The following is a 16,491-nucleotide window of genomic DNA, read 5'->3' as shown; positions in this document are numbered from 1 at the left end:
AAATGGAACAGCGAATAATGCTAAACTTTTCCCATCCATGTTTCGCTTCATAAACGCTTCTTCCAAGTGGTAAACATCACAACAAATATGCTCCAATTGATAAAGCTTAATCGCGTGAAAGAGCGACAACAGGGTCAAGCCGTGAAGCTTGCCGCGCTGGAGAAAAGCCAAAACATATTCCAATGAGGGTCGAAAAAGTAAGGGATAGGATGATCGAATCAATCGTATAAACCAAGTGGATAGGCGCCTTAAACAGAAGAAATAAACCACCGATAGAAAGCCCAAACAGAATCCCCAAACCACCACCAATGACACAAACCAAAACCGCTTCAATGAGAAACTGCTGCAAAATATCACTTTGGCGTGCACCAACTGCCATACGCACACCAATTTCATTGATCCGCTCAGAAACGGTGACCAGCATAATATTCATCACCCCAATACCACCCACAATCAGGGAAATCGCTGCAATTGAAGAAATTAAAAGTGTTAAGATATGTGTACTCTCCATGATACGTTCACGAAAGAATTCTGAATTTCTAATGAAAAAATCCTCTCCACCATGCCGCATAATGAGAAAACGTTTCACCATGTTTTCCGCTAAATGTGAATCGACATCATCAGCAATCCTAACGGTAATCGCACGAACTTCTGTTGTGCCAAGAAAACGCGTTTGCACTGTTGTATAGGGCAAATAAAGCTGTAATGTATTTGATGTATTTCCATTTGCGTTATTTTGTGAATCAACAACACCAATAATACGTGCTGGAACATTACCCACAAGCACCACTTTGCCAAGGGGGCTTTCATGGCTATGGGGAAAAAGAACAGACAATGCTTCTTTCTCAATCACGAGATCAACCGCCCTATCCTGCACACTTTTTTGATCAAAAAACTGTCCTTTGAAAACCTTAAGCCCCTGTGTCTGAAAGAATTGTTCTCCCACCCCCACAATGACGGCATTGACTTCAACTGCACCAAAACGCACTTTCGAGCTTGTTGAAATCTGAGGTGTTACACCAGAAACATAAGGTAACCCAGACAATGCTTCTGCATCAGCTTCAACAAGAGTTGTTATTTTCTCTGCTTGTGGATCAGAAAAACTTTTGCCAGGTAAAATTGTTAATGTATTAGCACCCAAGCTTTTAAAATTTTCCAAAATTTTCTCTCGTGTACCATTTCCCAAAGCGACCATAGCAATAATCGCCCCAATACCGATAATCACCCCAAGCATTGTTAAAAAAGTTCGCATTCGATGTGCATTCATTGCCAACAAAGCCATAACAAATGCCTCACGAAAACGTTCAACAAAAGACCGAAAAGAGCCAAGCTGTTGTTTAACTTTTAGTGTCTGTTTTTCGTAAAAAGACTGACTATCCGTTTTTATCTTTGCCCCCGCTGCTCTTTTCTTCGCAACCTTTGTCATACTGTCAGCAATAATTTCTCCATCACTGATTTCGATAATACGCTCCGCTCTTTTGGCCACCTGCATATCGTGAGTTACAATGATAATAGTACGACCTTCTTGATGAAGCTCATCCAAAATACGCAACACTTCCTGTCCACTCTGTTTATCCAGTGCACCTGTTGGCTCATCGGCAAGAATAACCTCCGCATTATTCATCAACGCTCGAGCAATAGACACCCGTTGTTGTTGACCACCTGAGAGTTGATTTGGACGATGATTCACCCGATCGCCCATGCCCAAGCGCGTTAAAAGATCTTGTGCACGCTTTTTCCTTGCTTCCACAGCACATCCTGCATAAATAGCCGGAATTTCAACATTCCCAAGAGCTGTCAATTCATTCAACAAATGATAGCGCTGGAAAATAAAACCAAAATGATTGCGCCGCAAAGCCGACAATTCATCAGCTGAAAGAGAGGCTGTTTCTTTCCCTGCAATCCAATAACGACCAGAAGTTGCCCGATCAAGACAGCCTAAGATATTCATTAATGTAGATTTTCCTGAACCAGAAGCTCCCACAATCGCTACCATTTCACCGCGCTTAATGGTAAGATTGATATCCTTCAAAACAGTAACAAATGTTTCGCCCGCTGGAAATTTACGTACAATATTTTCCAACACAAGGACAGCATCTGCTTGGTTTGTGTTCATGGCTTAAATCTCGTCTTCACTATGCACGTCAGAAGGTTCTGGCATCACCCCATCAGGCGAGCCGGTGATAACAACATCACCCTCATTCAGTCCTGAAACAATCTCTGCCATCACTTTATTATTCAAACCAACGCTCACCTGTTTAGTAACCACCTTGTTCCCCCCCTCCAAAACAGAAACCCATGCCTTATGCTCTTTTGTCTCATCGCGTAAAGCATCGCTTGGAACCAACAAAACATTTTGAGCACGCCCTAAGATAATATGAACTTGAGCAGTCATATAGGTTCGCAAAAAATTGTCCGCATTATCAACATGTAAAATTCCGTTATAATAAATAGCTGATGAGATTAAAGCACTAGACCCCCCTACCATACCAGGATTAATACTCACATCAGCACGAATTGCTTCAGGAGCCGGCTCTATCTTTTCTAAAACGCCCTCATAACGACGCTGCGAATTCCCTAAAACTGTAAAATAAAGTGGTTGTCCAGCTTGAACTTTAAGAACATCAGCTTCTGAGATTTGCGCCTTGATCGTCATCTTTGACAAATCGCCCAAAATAACAATTGTTGGCGCCGACTGAACCGCATTCACATTCTGTCCTTCTTCCACAACTGTTGCCAAAACCGTTCCCGCTGAAGGAGCAATGATGCGTGTATAACCTAAATTGACCTCTGCACTATCCACATCAATTTGTGCTTGCACAATCTGCTGTTGAAGTTGAGCAATTTGTGCCTCACGTATTTTTACTTGTGTCGCAGCATCATCGAGATTAGCCCGTGAAACCGCACGTGACTCGATCATTTTTTTCTGACGTGCTAAATTTTTCTGCGCAAGAGAAAGATGGGCTTCTTGTTCTACCAAACTCGCATAATAGTGAGATAATGCTGCTTTTTTTCTTTTTAAATCATTTTCTTGATCTGTAGGATCAATTTCTGCCAAGAGATCGCCTTCTTTCACAACACTCCCAGGAGAAACGCGCATTGACACCACACGCCCTGTTGCACGCGCACCAACAGCCACCAACCGATAAGGACGTACAAGACCAGAAGCTAAAACACTTTCCTCAATATCCCCACGCTTCACCACCGCGGTTATATAAGTTGGGCTAGATGTTCCAAAAACAACAGAACGCAACCATAAAAACAAGAGAAGAAGAAATATAGCAGCTAAAAAGAAAGAAAGTTTTTTGTGTTTTGTAATGAAATTTTTGAGTAGACTTTTTTTCATTTTCCTACCTTTGCACGCGAACGAGGTGCACCATCAACGACTTCCGGACGTGATACATCAACAACGCCATCCCAGCCCCCCCCCAATGCTTTCATCAACGTGATATATTGCGTAACCAAAGAAACACGGCTATCTTTAAGTGCCATTTGTGCAGAATAATAAGAGCGATCAGCGTTTAACAATTCAAGAAAACTGGTATTTCCATTCTCAAAAAGACTCCGTGAAAGTTTTAAGGAATGAAGAGAAGCTTTATTCGCAATGATCAGCTTTTCTAAGCGTTGATGTTCTTTAGTTAATCTTACCAGCGCATTTTCTACATCTTCTAAAGCTCCCAAAACAGCAGCCCGATAAGTAATAAAAGCTTGATCACGCTGTGCACGCGCTACCGCAATAGAAGCCTCAACCTGACCTCCATTAAAAAAAGGAAAACGCAAACCAGGCCCAAAAGACCAACCAATCGTTGAATTTTTCCATAACTGATCTATCGCCGTTGCGGCTGTCGAAATATTACCTGTTAAAGTAAGTGAGGGATAGCGATCTGCTTCACGTTGACCAATCCGCGCTGTCGCTTGCGCATATTGACGCTCTGCCCGTCGTAAATCCGGACGTGTTAACAAAATATCAGCTGGAATTCCTGCTGGTATCGGCCAGTGCGGTTGTGGAATCTTTGTATGCTTAGCATTTTTTTGTAAAAGAGCCTTCAATGCCGTAGGCACACGACCAGTTAAGACAGAAAGACGATGAACGCTCATTGCTAAATTCGCTTCCATCTGTGATATATCTGCTTCTGTATTTGCCATTTGTGCTTGCGCATTTGAAACATCGAGCTCAGAAACATCACCAGCTGTTAATCTAGCACGCATCAATTCATAGGTTTTACGTTGTGATACTGCAATTTGCCGCACAATTAACAATTTCTGTTGCCAACCACGCATTTGTACATAATTTGTTGCCACATCTCCTAACAATGTCACCATGGTAGCGCGCATATCTTCCACAGCCGCATCAAGACCATAACGCGCTGCTTCAACCGCTCGTTTATGCCCACCAAAAAAATCAAGCTCCCAGCTTGCATCAAAACCACTATGATATTGGTTTAACAATGCATCAGACTGTCCAGAATAACTACGGGTTCCTGAAATTGAATTGGACACATTTGGCAAAAGAGTTCCCACAACCTGTCCTAAACCCGCACGTGCCTCACGTACCCGAGCTTTGGCAACAGCAACATTATTATTTCCAGAAATCGCATAATCCATTAATGCATCTAGAACAGGGTCATTCAAACGCCGCCACCATCCGGCAAGCGCAACTGGCTGTCCTACAGTCTGTGCAGATTTTTCTCCCCAAACTGCTGGAACACGAAAAGATGTTTTCTGGTAATTAGGACCAACCATACATCCTGACAAAAGCAAACACAACAAGACACAAGAAAGTAATCCACGAGAAGCGCCCCTTTTGAGATTTCTGATATACATCTAGTCTCCCGCATTCTTTCAGAATCATTATTTAATATTAATACTTTATTTACCTCTTATTTCAAACTTGACGTGAAAAATCAAATACAGTTTGCACAGGAATATGATCTGAAGGGCGTTCCCATCCGCGCGCATCACGAAAAATCGAAAGATCTACAACAAAAGGTGCTAAATCAGGAGAAGACCAAACATGATCAAGCCGCCGTCCATAATCGGTAAATGCCCAATCGCGTGCACGATAACTCCACCATGTATAAAGCTTGGTAGGAGCAGGAATATGAAACCGCATCAGATCAACCCATCCACCTTGACAACACAAGTCCTGTAAACGCTCGGTTTCAATGGGAGTATGGCTTACAACCTTCAACAATTGCTGATGAGACCAAACATCCTCTGCCAAAGGAGCAATATTTAAATCGCCCACCAAAAGAGAAGAAAGACCATCTCCTTGATCCGCACGTATAGAGGACATTTCTTCTAAAAAATCAAGCTTATGCCGAAATTTTTCATTCACATCAGCATCTGGAATATCTCCCCCAGCAGGAACATAAAAATTATGAATCCGCAAGTTTCTCCCATGGGCATCCACAATAACTGAGATATAGCGACAATCTTGGTTTTGGCAAAAGAAACGCTTTTCTACCTTTTTAAAAGGCAAACGAGAAACAATAGCCACCCCGTTATAAGATTTTTGTCCACTCAATGCGATATGCTTATAACCCGCTGCTTCAAAAGCCCCCACTGGAAATAAAGCATCTGGACATTTTGTTTCCTGTAGACACAAAACATCTGCGGAAAAGAGTTCCAAATACTGAAAAACCTGTGCAAGACGCAAACGAATAGAATTAATATTCCAAGTTGCAATACGAAATAACATCCATTTCAATCCCAATGAAACAACACCGCACTATTTCTTCGAAGGAAGTGCAAACATTCCATTAGCGAAACGGACGTCTGTCCGCACATTCATAATCTGCACAGTAGTTTCCAAATTTTGTTGGTCAACAATTGTCCACTGCCGCAAAGCAGAGCCTTTAGAATCAAAAACCATCCTTATTTGCCCTGCCCCAATCGTTTTATCACGCAGAACAATCGTCACAGCCCCTGGATCTTCGCGAAATGCCAACAAGCGCCCAGAAGATATATCAATTTTATCAGCCAACAGAAACTTCATTGGCGTTTGCGAAAGTTGTGAAAAGTTCCAAGTATTCAAAGCCCGATTGTTAATACCTACAAATTGGCCATCTGCAATAATCTGTAAAGGCATTTTCTTATAAATAAAACGAATTTTCCCTGGGCGCTCTAAATAAAATGTCCCTTGGGACATTTTTCCCTTTGGACTAAACTGAATAAAATCACCTGTCATTGTTTTGATTGCCGCAAAGTGATTTACAACATTTTGCGCCTTTATCACTTTATTAGACGCTTGCGAAAAAACAGGAAAAGTTAAACACCAAAAGATAATAATTCCCACCAACCCAAAGACTCTTCTTTGCGGAAAAAAAGACGTTTTCATAAAAAATGCTCCCAAGCAATGTTTAATTGACTTTATAATTTATAACTTAAGTGATCAACGATGAATAAATACCCTTCTTTATAAAATAAAGATATTGTTTGAAAAAAATATCAAAATATTTTTAACAGTATTCTTCTTCGACAATCTCCAAAACTTTTTGCTTACCCATATCATTTACTAGACTAATAATGCCTTCTCCTTCCATCTTTTCAATCAATGTTGCGGCACGGTTATAACCAATACCTAAACAATGTTGAATATGAGAAGTTGAAGCACAATAGCAACAGCTTGACTATAGGGATCATCTGCTAAAGAAAAAGCCAAAGAAACATCCTTCTTTATTGCCTGCGGTATCGTTTCCAAATAATCAGTCTGCGTTTAAATTTCCGAAGGCATTCAAATTTCCCGCTTTTCTGCTGATTTTCTAAACGCATAATATATTCTTTATATATTCTTTCCCACCCCTAATCTGTGAAGCAATATAAATTATAGTCAATACATAACGGATTAAGTACTAAACATATATTGCTCGCGAACCTGAAAACTCCTTTAAGTGGCAAAAATGCTTTTTTGACTTCCTTCCAATCCAAAAGAATAAAAATTTTCACCCGAACCAGTCTGTAAACAGTTTGGAGTTTAGCAGATTTCACTTGGCTTCCCACCCCATATGATTCATCTATATAAGGCTCCACAGATAAGCCTTGCCCCTAAATATTTAGAGCGCACTTAAAAAGACACTTAAATATCAAGCCTTACATGCTTTTATACCCCTACACTCGCAATAACATTATTTTATACCAAGATATTGATTTATAATAAATTATCTTTTTAACTTAAATCATAACGCCAAATACAGGAAGATTCTCTCATCACATACTCTCTCATATTGAATCAATTCAAATCATTTGCTTGCACGTTACAAGCAAGGTTGGTGTATGGATAAAAGTTATATAAGATAAAGAATCCCCTTATAAAGAGTCTCAAGTGCCAAGGAGCTATCGCAAATCGAGAACTGGTATATGAAAATACAGACTTTCTACGATACAGTAGGATAAACACTTGTTTTATAAGATGTTATAGAAAGCAACTATAAAGATTTTTCAAAAGCGTTCTTCTTCGGCAGGCACTAAAATTTCTCGTTTCCCTGCGTGATTTGCTGGACTAATGATACCTTCTTCTTCCATCCTCTCAATCAATGTAGCAGCACGGTTATAACCAATGCCTAAACGGCGTTGAATATAAGAAGTCGAAGCCTTACGATCACGAAGCACAATAGCAACAGCTTGGCTATAGGGATCATCTTCTGAAGGAGAAGCTAAAGAAACATCAGCACCATCCTCTTCAACTTCTTGCGTAATTGTTTCCAAATAATCAGGTCGTGCTTGCGCTTTGAGATGCGCAACAACCTGCTCCACTTCATCATCTGCAACAAAAGGACCATGCACACGTTGAACACGTCCTCCTCCCATCATAAAGAGCATATCTCCTTGTCCCAATAATTGCTCAGCCCCCTGTTCGCCCAAAATTGTTCGGCTATCGATTTTTGAACTTACAGAAAAAGAAATACGTGTAGGAAAATTGGCTTTGATCGTCCCAGTAATAACATCGACAGAAGGACGCTGCGTCGCCATAATCACGTGGATACCGGCAGCACGTGCCATTTGTGCCAAGCGTTGAACCGCGCCTTCAATGTCTTTACCAGCAACCATCATCAAATCAGCCATTTCATCAATAATGACAACAATATAGGGCATAGGACTAAAATCAAGTGTTTCCGTTTCATAAAGAGGCTCACCGGTCTCGCGATCAAATCCAACTTGAATTGTCCGCGCCATTGTCTCTCCCTGACTTGCTGCTTCCCTAAGACGTGCATTAAACCCATCAATATTACGAACGCCTAATTTTGACATTTTACTATAGCGCTCTTCCATTTCACGAACAGCCCACTTTAAAGCAATCACGGCTTTTTTAGGATCTGTCACCACGGGTGTTAATAAATGAGGAATGCCATCATAAACCGAAAGCTCAAGCATTTTCGGATCCACCATAATGAGACGACATTGTTCAGGTGTCATACGATAAAGCAATGATAAAATCATTGTATTGATAGCAACAGACTTTCCCGATCCTGTTGTACCAGCAACCAAAAGATGGGGCATTTTTGCTAAATCTGCAATAACAGCTTCCCCCCCGATTGTCTTACCTAAAGCAAGTCCTAGCTTTGCTTTGCTGTCAATAAATTCTTGCGCCTGCAACATTTCTCGTAAATAAACCATCTCACGCTTTGCATTAGGCAATTCTATTCCAATCACATTGCGTCCTGGAACCACCGCAACACGCGCTGAAATCGCACGCATCGAGCGTGCAATATCATCTGCCAAACCAATAATACGGGAAGACTTAATGCCAGCAGCCGGTTCAAATTCATACAAAGTCACCACCGGTCCAGGACAAGCATCAATAATTTGCCCTTTAACTCCAAAATCTAACAAAACCCCTTCAAGTTCCTGAGAATTTGCTCTTAAAACAGCAGGAGAAAGTTTTGCATCTCTAACAGACGGCGGTGGAACCGAAAGATAATCTACAAGAGGAAGAACAAAACCACCATTTGAAGAAGCTGTTAAAGACTTTCGATTTTTAACAGAAGAAACATAGGTTTTATTTTGATTTTCCTCACACTTTACTTTTTCACCCAAAAAAGTTGGCTCAATCCGATCAAATGGCTTTCCTTGCACCTTACTCTGAAAACGCCTTTTGAAACAGAAAAAACGAAAGAAACGCGCTTGTAAAAAATAAAAAAGATGTAAAAGAGCGCCAAAAGTTGTCGCAAAAAAACCATGATTTTCACGATCCTCCTCTGCGGCATATTCCGTATCTTCTTCCAATTCAAAAATTGGATTAACGATTTCGTCTTTGGGAATGCTTTTTTCTTTTCTTTTCTTTGTTCGACGCCGCCATATCACATTGCCAGCAAAAGCAGCAGTGAAAAAACCTAAAAGAATAAAAACAACACTGAAAAACACCGTGTAAAGAGGAGAAAGAAAAAGAGGAAAAACTGAAGAAGCAACACTTAAAGCTTTATCTCCTAAAACCCCTCCCAATCCCATTGGCAATGGCCAATAAGTAAAAGAAGCAACAGGTGACATAAGGGCAAAAGCAATTAAAAAACAAATCGTTGATAGCGCCCATAAAAAAAAGCGCAAAGTCAAATTGTAGATATTCTTTTGCGCCAACAAGAGAAAAGACCAAAATAATGGCGGTAACAAAACAGCAAGACTTGCCAAGCCAAAAAACTGCATAATAAAATCTGAAAAAATTGCCCCCATCCACCCCATAAGGTTTGTAACCTCATTTGTACTTGCATGGGTTAAAGATGGATCCTCAACATTCCACGTCGCCAAAGCAAATACACAAAAAATAATAAAGCCCAAAAGCCCAAGCCCAATAAATACCCCTATCTGACGTAAAAACATCTCAATAAGACGCGAACCTTGAGAATTTCGCACTTCTAATGAATCATAAGGAGAAGAACTTCGGTGCATCTATCAATTCCAAATACAAAACTTTCATATTTTAAAGAGTTATAACTCTCTCTCGTAAAAAAGGATGAAGCTTAAACTCTGTGCCAATCTGTAAACAAATAACCTGTAAACAATCCGGCTTTTTATCTAGTCTAGCGCATTCTACCTTCTAACCACTTCATATCACTCATACATCACCACCCTAAGAGACTATCCTTCATAAGGCGCACAAAAAGCTCTCGCTGAATATTTTATCACACGATCAACCAAAAAACACCTCATGTGTAAAGTTTTACATGGGTCCTATAGGCACCTCCTAAACAGACGATGTTTTTTACGCTACATCATGATAACGGCAAAATATGAATACTGTTTTAACCATCACGAATGAACACAGTTTTTTATTTATCATACTAACTAAATGTCCCCTTCAGGACAGGCATACTAAAGTAATTCATACAACTTAAAAAATACACGACCATCTTTGGTTATTTTTAGTTTTCTTTTTTATCAACCAAGTGTAAAAAGAATTGAAGAGGACATTCAAAAAAGCTTATCCGATAAATCTGTAAAATGAATCACATAAATGATTAAGCAGAAGAACTCTGAAAAACCAATCTGTCATCAGATTGGTGCCAAAAAGAAACCTCGTTTTGTAAAGTAGAAAGAAAAGTAAACGTTAAGATATTTTAGGCAATTTAAAAAGATATTCTTTTTTAAAAAAAGCAAACTGTAAACAATGGAAGAAGTATTGTGTGTTCTAATCGCAATAAAGACGTACAACCCAATAAAAAAATTAAATCTCATAAAACTAAACAATGTGATCTGCTCATTGCAGGAGGGGCAGCTGTCGGTTTAACCCTAGCGATAGCACTCAAACAAACAGCCCCTAATCTGAAAATAAAAATCGTTGATGCTGCTCCACAAGGAGATACTCCTGCTTCTAACATACGAGCCATTGCCCTTGCTGCTGCTTCTATTCGTATGTTAAAACAATTACAATGTTGGGAACCTATAAAACCCTATGCGCAACCCATTCATTCAATGATCATCACAGACACAAGCACAAGTGATCCTGTCAAACCCACCCTTTTAACCTTTGAAGGCGATATTAACCCTGGTGAGCCCTTTGCTGCTATGGTAGAACATAGAGAACTCATCAACACTTTAAAAAAACGTGTCAAAGATCTCAATATTCCTGTTATTGCAAACAAGCGTGTCATTGATTTTCATCAAGAAGACCAACATAAAACCGTCACTTTAAATAATGAAGAGGTTTGGCAAACAAAATTGCTTATTGCAGCCGACGGAGCCCATTCGAAATTACGCCAAAAAGCAGGTCTTAAAAACTTTTCTCATCCCTATAAACAAACAGCAATCATCTGCACAGTTGAACATGAAAAACCCCATAATGGTCAAGCAATTCAACATTTTTTACCTGCCGGTCCTTTTGCTCTTCTCCCTCTCAAAGGCAACCGATCTGCCATTGTGTGGAATGAAGATCATAAAACTGCGCAATATTATCTCAAAGCTAATGCCCTTATTTTTGAAACAGAACTCGAAAGACGCATTGGCCATCGATTAGGCAAACTCTCTTGGAATGGCGAACGTCAAGCTTTTCCTTTAAGTCTTTCTTTAACACGTCAATGCGTTAAACCACGTTTTGCTCTCGTTGGCGACGCCGCCCATACCATCCACCCCATTGCAGGACAAGGACTCAATTTAGGATTACGCGATAGCGCTGCCCTCGCTGAAGTGATTATTGAAGCAGCACGACTAGGTCTTGACATTGGCTCCCTCACTGCTTTAGAGCGCTATCAAAGCTGGAGACGTTTTGAAGTTGTCCGTATGGCTTTAAGCAATGATTGGCTTAATAAACTCTTTTCTAATGATAGCCTTCTTTTACGGATGCTCCGCGATACCGGCCTTGGTATCGTTAATCAAGCGCCAAAAATAAAAAAATACTTCATTCAAGAAGCTGCCGGTCTCACTCCCAATGCCCCACGTCTTCTACACGGCTTCCCACTTTAAGCAAAAATTCATCCTATTTCACTTTTTTACAACCTTTGCCTTCCTCCTTCAAAGAACAAAAAATTCCTATCTCATCCAATCTGTTTACAAACCAGATTCCTGTCGAGTAATTTTCTCTTGACTTCCTCCTCCCATATTTCACTTAACATAAGACTCGACAAGCGAGTACATTCTAAGAATATTCACCACGCACTGAAAAATAATGTCTCAAAGAGGTTGCCTTATATCACCACACCTTAAAAGAAGGCATTTCACGTCATAACGAAATAAACAAGACTTTTTAGCACACAACATTTTATTTATAATAATAAATTCATTGTTCTCATATTGAGTAAGAAATCTAACGATCATAAAATACCCTTATTTCAAATCTCTCTCATGTTGAAGCAATCAAAATCATTCACTTGCACATCACGAACGAGAGTGTCGTATAAATAAAAAAAATTAAACAAAGCAATAAAAAAAACCTCCCTCTCTCAAGAACTAAGGACTTTAGCAATATTGGAGGCGAGTAAAGTGTATAAGGACGCCGGCTTATATTTTTTATTGAAATAAAAGCTGGTGTACAAAAATGGATTTTATGTAATCATAGGGACTTTCACGTTATACTATTCACGAAAAGCATCATAAAATAAGCTTCGTTGCATTGAAAAATTTTTCTTTTAAAACAAGCGCGTAAATTGGTAACACAACTGTATCCCGTTTGAGGTATTCTATTCCTCAGACAAACCCTTTAACTTATTGTGGAATACCACACAATTTTAGAAAAAATATTCCGATATATAACAAAGTGTTCCGTAATCTATACCATCACACAAAATTGTAAACGTGCATATCACCCCCCTATTTCACACCATAAAAGAAGATAAACCGCAATAGAATGGCTTAATCCTTTTATTTTCAAATACGCTCTTTATTCATAATTCATTATTCATAAATGCTCATAAATGAATTTTAATCACAAACGCTCAGAAATATGTCATAAATTCTATAAAACTCATAACAGCCATAGAGATTTTTCATTTCCTACACACTCACTCATCTCAACTAAACGAACGATAAATCGATAAATAAAGTAAATGCCTCATATATAATCTTACAGAAAAAAGACCAAACAAAATCTATAACATCAGGCTTGTTTTACAGAACAATATTTCAAAAATATAAGTATGCTAATTTATTAACATATTAATTGATAAAATTATCATTTTACATATTGAGTGAAAATCCCTATGCAATAAATCATTCTCATTTCGACCATTTTTGTAAAGAGTCAATAAAACTATAAAAAGAAGTAAAATATCCCCCTCTCTCAAATGCCAAAAGCAATTACAATATTTTAATCCGGCATCATCATTATGCTTGCCAGATTATAACAACAAGACTTTTTCACTTAAATACATTTGTTCATGCCCCCTATCATTTTATTTGATCACTCAATACTTTAATATATTTGTTCAGTATGTTTATACAATCAAATTACCCAAAAGAGCATACTTCTTGCATTTACATTCCCTAGTATTCCCTTATCTTGTAAATATCGCACACGTATTATGTTACTTCAAGTTCATCAAGTGTATACCCATTCTCCAACCACTCTTTAATCCACTTAGGTCTACGTCCACGCCCATTCCATAATTCCCATTGGTTATTAGGATTTCTATAATGGCGCTCTTTGCTCACAAGATCAGCGATATCAATTCCATGGGCATTAGCAATTTCAAGAATTTTTCGTCGCGCATTTTGCTTTTCCTTTGCTTGCCGTTTTTTTAATTCCACATCGATTTGTGTACGCATCTCTTGTAGTTCATCAAAATTCATATTTTTGAGATCATTCACCTTAATTACTCCCCTTGCAAAAAAGAATTTTTTTCTTGCCATATTTTAAACACAATTATAGACAATTTCTGTCCATTTATTATCGAAATTAAAATTACGATGCATATATCACTTTGACGGAGATGTGCTTTGGACCACAAAGAACTGTTTATTGGTACATCAATTACCATCACTGCATCTTTTTTCAGCTCAATCGCTGAAACTACTAAATGCAGTGCTCAAACGCCATCACACCTCTCTGACTCTCATGAATCAGTAGTCAAAAGTAAATATAAATCGTCACTCTATAAGTTATGGCAATACGCAACAAAGAACAAGCCCTCTCTGTATAATGATAGTGTAGTTCATTATGACAATAAAACCTTCCCTCATACACAACGGCTTTTTACTTCGTATAAATTTTTTTTGAAAAGATTTTTGCAACTAGAGAATTATGTAAAACAAGCAACCTCAATACAGTATCAAAGATTATTATTTTTTAAAAGCAGCGCCTTTTTTCGTGGTTCCAATAATATTGGTTGGCGTAATGTGCTCTATTTTATCCCACACTTTTATCTTGTTGGTTGGATACTCGCATATATTAGAAATATTTTTAGAAGAGAACAAAACAATAATCACAAGGAATATTCTAAGCTAAACAATCTCGTTCTGCAAATTTATAAAATCAAAAAACAACGAGAAAATGCACCACAAAGAATGAGCATTTGTATTAATAAAATTCTTCATAATAAGGTGTATTGCTAATGATTGTTTCAGATTTCACATTTTTTGCTGCTACATACATATCCAATACGCCCCCCATAACATTTTCAGTTATCGCCGAACAAGAAGCGCGGGACAATGTCTACGTAACAGATGATAAAGATAACTTCTTCTATCGATCATCTCAGCTTAAGGAAACAATCGCAACAACTGAACAGAGAGAACATAATTTTAACATAATTTTAGGGCAAATTGGTGTTGGAAATGTGAAATTGTTTTCTCTTTTTGATGCATTTGATTTTTGCGGAAATCTTACAGCTGTACAAAACGCTCTAACTTACTGCTATGAACAAAAAACATCAAAGTGCATCTTTGAGAAAGCGACTTTGCAATCTGTGCTAAATTTCTACAACACAGAAAACTCAAACCACACCTCTATACAAAAAGTTACTTCATATATTGGAGTAAAAGCTGCTGTACGAGAAAATGAAGATTTGCAGGAGCCTGTAAAGCTTAAAAAAGAAGAACTAGAACAGGCAACTAACGTAGATTCTCTTCCTCTCTCTTCAAAAGGAGAAGAAGATGCATTTACACATAAAGAAAGTGGCACCAACGATGCTTTTTCGATTGAAGATTTTTCTTCATCGAGAAAATCGCAGAGTGACAACTGATATTTTCACGAAACTCTAGAATTTTGATAGGATATTATAATGAAAGGTAGATAAGAAAATGTTAAAGCTCTAATTAGTAAGATTGGACAAAATCTCTTCTAATTGAGGGCAAAGATAATGAAAATGATAGAACAAAACAGCGTTGACATAGCATTTAGTCAAAAAGCAGCACGTGAGATTACAGTCGTGATGCTTTCAGAAAGAGAATGGTATTTTACGTTTATTTCCGATGATCCAATCACCGGAAAGCCAAATAAATATACGTTACTTACACAAAGAGGAAAACTAAGAACTTGGGCTGATCCAAAATATCTCTTTAAGTTTCTTCATGAACGAGGGGTCATTTGTGGGAGTTTTAATCTTAATCAGGATAAACAACATGAAACAATTAAATATTCTTCACACAACAGCTCGTAATAAAATTGCTGCATTTTCTGCAGCTTTAACTGTGTTTTTTATGGCCAGTTCTGCTCATGCACAAGCCCAAGCAACAACTTTAACAAAAGCATCAGACGCTCTAACAGCTTTACAGACAGACTTAAAAGTTATTATCCCTATCGCTGCTGCTGTTATACTGTTGTGCTTAGCAATTGGTTATGCAGGGCGTTACATCGGAAAAGATACATTTGTGAGGTGGGCAATCGGTGTTGTCATCGCAGGTTCTGCAACCCAACTTGTTACTATGCTATTTAAACCATAATGGTGTTAATTGCAAATCGTAAACACAATATGTTTATTTGTATAAAAATATTATAGAGTGAAATATGCAAAAATTAATTAATCTCAAATCGAAAAGTAACAACAAAATCATCGCAATTTCTGCAGCTATGACTGCGCTCTTTATGAATAGTTCTGCTTATGCCCAAAAAGCAGCCGTTTTAACAAATGCATCGGACGCTCTAACAGCTTTACAGACAGATTTAAAAGTGATTATCCCTATCGCTGCTGCTGTTATACTGTTGTGCTTAGCAATTGGTTATGCAGGACGCTACATCGGAAAAGATACATTTGTACGGTGGGCAATTGGAGTCGTTATCGCAGGTTCTGCAGCCCAACTTGTTTCAATGCTATTTAAAGCATAATGGCGTTAATTATAAATTATAAAATACAATATGTTTATTTGTATAAAAATATTATCTAGATTTTAATAAGAGTGAAATATGCAAAAATTAATTAATCTCAAATCGAAAAGTAACAACAAAATCATCGCAATTTCTGCAACTATGATTGCGTTATTCATGGATAGTTCTGCTTATGCCGCTAACGCAACGGTTTTAACAAATGCAGAGAAAGCTTTAGGAGATTTACAGGGCGATATTCAAAAAATTATACCTATTGCTGCTGCTATTATACTGTTGTGCTTAGCAATTGGTTATGCAGGACGCTA

General features: G+C 38.3%; 14 protein-coding genes and 1 pseudogene. 7 read left to right on the top strand and 8 right to left on the bottom strand.

Going from position 1 to position 16,491, the window contains the following annotated elements; all coding sequences use genetic code 11:
* Nucleotides 1–106: 106 nt before the first annotated feature.
* The 7 genes and pseudogenes from ACFIKG_RS02815 to ACFIKG_RS02785 form a co-directional block, all read right to left on the bottom strand.
* Nucleotides 107–2,116: a MacB family efflux pump subunit gene (locus ACFIKG_RS02815; RefSeq protein ID WP_375625214.1), complete on the bottom strand. Its 2,010-nt coding sequence runs from the start codon at nucleotides 2,114–2,116 to the stop codon at nucleotides 107–109.
* A gap of 3 nt (nucleotides 2,117–2,119) precedes the next feature.
* A complete protein-coding gene (locus ACFIKG_RS02810) occupies nucleotides 2,120–3,346 on the bottom strand; it encodes an efflux RND transporter periplasmic adaptor subunit (RefSeq protein ID WP_375625213.1) in 1,227 nt (408 codons plus the stop codon).
* The gene (locus tag ACFIKG_RS02805) at nucleotides 3,343–4,824 is read right to left on the bottom strand and encodes an efflux transporter outer membrane subunit (protein ID WP_375626624.1); all 1,482 of its coding nucleotides are present in this window, start codon (nucleotides 4,822–4,824) and stop codon (nucleotides 3,343–3,345) included. The genes ACFIKG_RS02810 and ACFIKG_RS02805 overlap by 4 nt, the downstream gene beginning before the upstream one ends.
* Before the next feature lie 61 nt (nucleotides 4,825–4,885).
* On the bottom strand, nucleotides 4,886–5,701 hold the full coding sequence (locus ACFIKG_RS02800) for an exodeoxyribonuclease III (RefSeq protein ID WP_375651710.1): 816 nt from the start codon (nucleotides 5,699–5,701) through the stop codon (nucleotides 4,886–4,888).
* A gap of 30 nt (nucleotides 5,702–5,731) precedes the next feature.
* The gene (locus ACFIKG_RS02795) at nucleotides 5,732–6,340 is read right to left on the bottom strand and encodes an outer membrane lipoprotein carrier protein LolA (protein WP_375651709.1); all 609 of its coding nucleotides are present in this window, start codon (nucleotides 6,338–6,340) and stop codon (nucleotides 5,732–5,734) included.
* A 121-nt stretch (nucleotides 6,341–6,461) separates the two neighbouring features.
* A pseudogene (locus ACFIKG_RS02790) lies at nucleotides 6,462–6,709 on the bottom strand (DNA translocase FtsK); the annotation flags it as partial.
* 731 nt (nucleotides 6,710–7,440) lie between these two features.
* Entirely contained in the window at nucleotides 7,441–9,882 is a 2,442-nt protein-coding gene (locus tag ACFIKG_RS02785) for a DNA translocase FtsK 4TM domain-containing protein (protein WP_375651708.1), read from the bottom strand.
* Nucleotides 9,883–10,614: 732 nt separating this feature from the next.
* Between ACFIKG_RS02785 and ACFIKG_RS02780 the strand changes: the two genes are divergently transcribed.
* The gene (locus tag ACFIKG_RS02780) at nucleotides 10,615–11,892 is read left to right on the top strand and encodes a ubiquinone biosynthesis hydroxylase (protein ID WP_375651707.1); all 1,278 of its coding nucleotides are present in this window, start codon (nucleotides 10,615–10,617) and stop codon (nucleotides 11,890–11,892) included.
* Between the two features lie 1,551 nt (nucleotides 11,893–13,443).
* Here ACFIKG_RS02780 and ACFIKG_RS02775 read toward each other — a convergent pair.
* Nucleotides 13,444–13,731 carry an H-NS family nucleoid-associated regulatory protein gene (locus ACFIKG_RS02775; RefSeq protein ID WP_015857007.1) on the bottom strand — a complete coding sequence of 96 codons (288 nt, stop codon included), beginning with the start codon at nucleotides 13,729–13,731 and terminating at the stop codon, nucleotides 13,444–13,446.
* A gap of 129 nt (nucleotides 13,732–13,860) precedes the next feature.
* On the opposite strand from ACFIKG_RS02775, the gene ACFIKG_RS02770 reads away from it, so the two are divergent.
* The 6 genes from ACFIKG_RS02770 to ACFIKG_RS02745 form a co-directional block, all read left to right on the top strand.
* Complete coding sequence (locus ACFIKG_RS02770) at nucleotides 13,861–14,475, top strand: hypothetical protein (protein ID WP_375651706.1); 615 nt, start codon at nucleotides 13,861–13,863, stop codon at nucleotides 14,473–14,475.
* Entirely contained in the window at nucleotides 14,475–15,104 is a 630-nt protein-coding gene (locus tag ACFIKG_RS02765; protein WP_375651705.1) for a TrwN protein, read from the top strand. The genes ACFIKG_RS02770 and ACFIKG_RS02765 overlap by 1 nt, the downstream gene beginning before the upstream one ends.
* A 117-nt stretch (nucleotides 15,105–15,221) precedes the next feature.
* Nucleotides 15,222–15,521, top strand: coding sequence for a KorA family transcriptional regulator (gene korA, locus ACFIKG_RS02760; protein WP_375626638.1), 300 nt, complete (start codon nucleotides 15,222–15,224; stop codon nucleotides 15,519–15,521).
* Nucleotides 15,484–15,804, top strand: a complete 321-nt coding sequence (trwL, locus tag ACFIKG_RS02755) for a VirB2 family type IV secretion system major pilin TrwL (protein ID WP_375651704.1) — start codon at nucleotides 15,484–15,486, stop codon at nucleotides 15,802–15,804. The genes korA and trwL (ACFIKG_RS02755) overlap by 38 nt, the downstream gene beginning before the upstream one ends.
* A 64-nt stretch (nucleotides 15,805–15,868) precedes the next feature.
* Nucleotides 15,869–16,186: a VirB2 family type IV secretion system major pilin TrwL gene (trwL, locus tag ACFIKG_RS02750; protein ID WP_375651703.1), complete on the top strand. Its 318-nt coding sequence runs from the start codon at nucleotides 15,869–15,871 to the stop codon at nucleotides 16,184–16,186.
* A 78-nt stretch (nucleotides 16,187–16,264) separates the two neighbouring features.
* Nucleotides 16,265–16,491, top strand: a 227-nt coding sequence (locus ACFIKG_RS02745) for a TrbC/VirB2 family protein (protein ID WP_375651702.1), incomplete at its 3' end; no start/stop codon positions are given.

The sequence above is a fragment of the Bartonella sp. LB28NMGDW genome (genome assembly GCF_042194435.1).
Lineage (GTDB): Bacteria > Pseudomonadota > Alphaproteobacteria > Rhizobiales > Rhizobiaceae > Bartonella > Bartonella grahamii.
Note: the sequence above shows the minus strand (reverse complement) of the source record. Positions and strands in the feature narration are given on the sequence as shown.

Coding starts and splice junctions, on each gene's coding strand:
- ACFIKG_RS02815 (WP_375625214.1), bottom strand. CDS start 2,116: ATGAACACAAACCAAGCAGATGCTGTCCTTGTGTTGGAAAATATTGTA.
- ACFIKG_RS02810 (WP_375625213.1), bottom strand. CDS start 3,346: ATGAAAAAAAGTCTACTCAAAAATTTCATTACAAAACACAAAAAACTT.
- ACFIKG_RS02805 (WP_375626624.1), bottom strand. CDS start 4,824: ATGTATATCAGAAATCTCAAAAGGGGCGCTTCTCGTGGATTACTTTCT.
- ACFIKG_RS02800 (WP_375651710.1), bottom strand. CDS start 5,701: ATGTTATTTCGTATTGCAACTTGGAATATTAATTCTATTCGTTTGCGT.
- ACFIKG_RS02795 (WP_375651709.1), bottom strand. CDS start 6,340: ATGAAAACGTCTTTTTTTCCGCAAAGAAGAGTCTTTGGGTTGGTGGGA.
- ACFIKG_RS02785 (WP_375651708.1), bottom strand. CDS start 9,882: ATGCACCGAAGTTCTTCTCCTTATGATTCATTAGAAGTGCGAAATTCT.
- ACFIKG_RS02765 (WP_375651705.1), top strand. CDS start 14,475: ATGATTGTTTCAGATTTCACATTTTTTGCTGCTACATACATATCCAAT.
- korA (WP_375626638.1), top strand. CDS start 15,222: ATGAAAATGATAGAACAAAACAGCGTTGACATAGCATTTAGTCAAAAA.
- trwL (WP_375651704.1), top strand. CDS start 15,484: ATGAAACAATTAAATATTCTTCACACAACAGCTCGTAATAAAATTGCT.
- trwL (WP_375651703.1), top strand. CDS start 15,869: ATGCAAAAATTAATTAATCTCAAATCGAAAAGTAACAACAAAATCATC.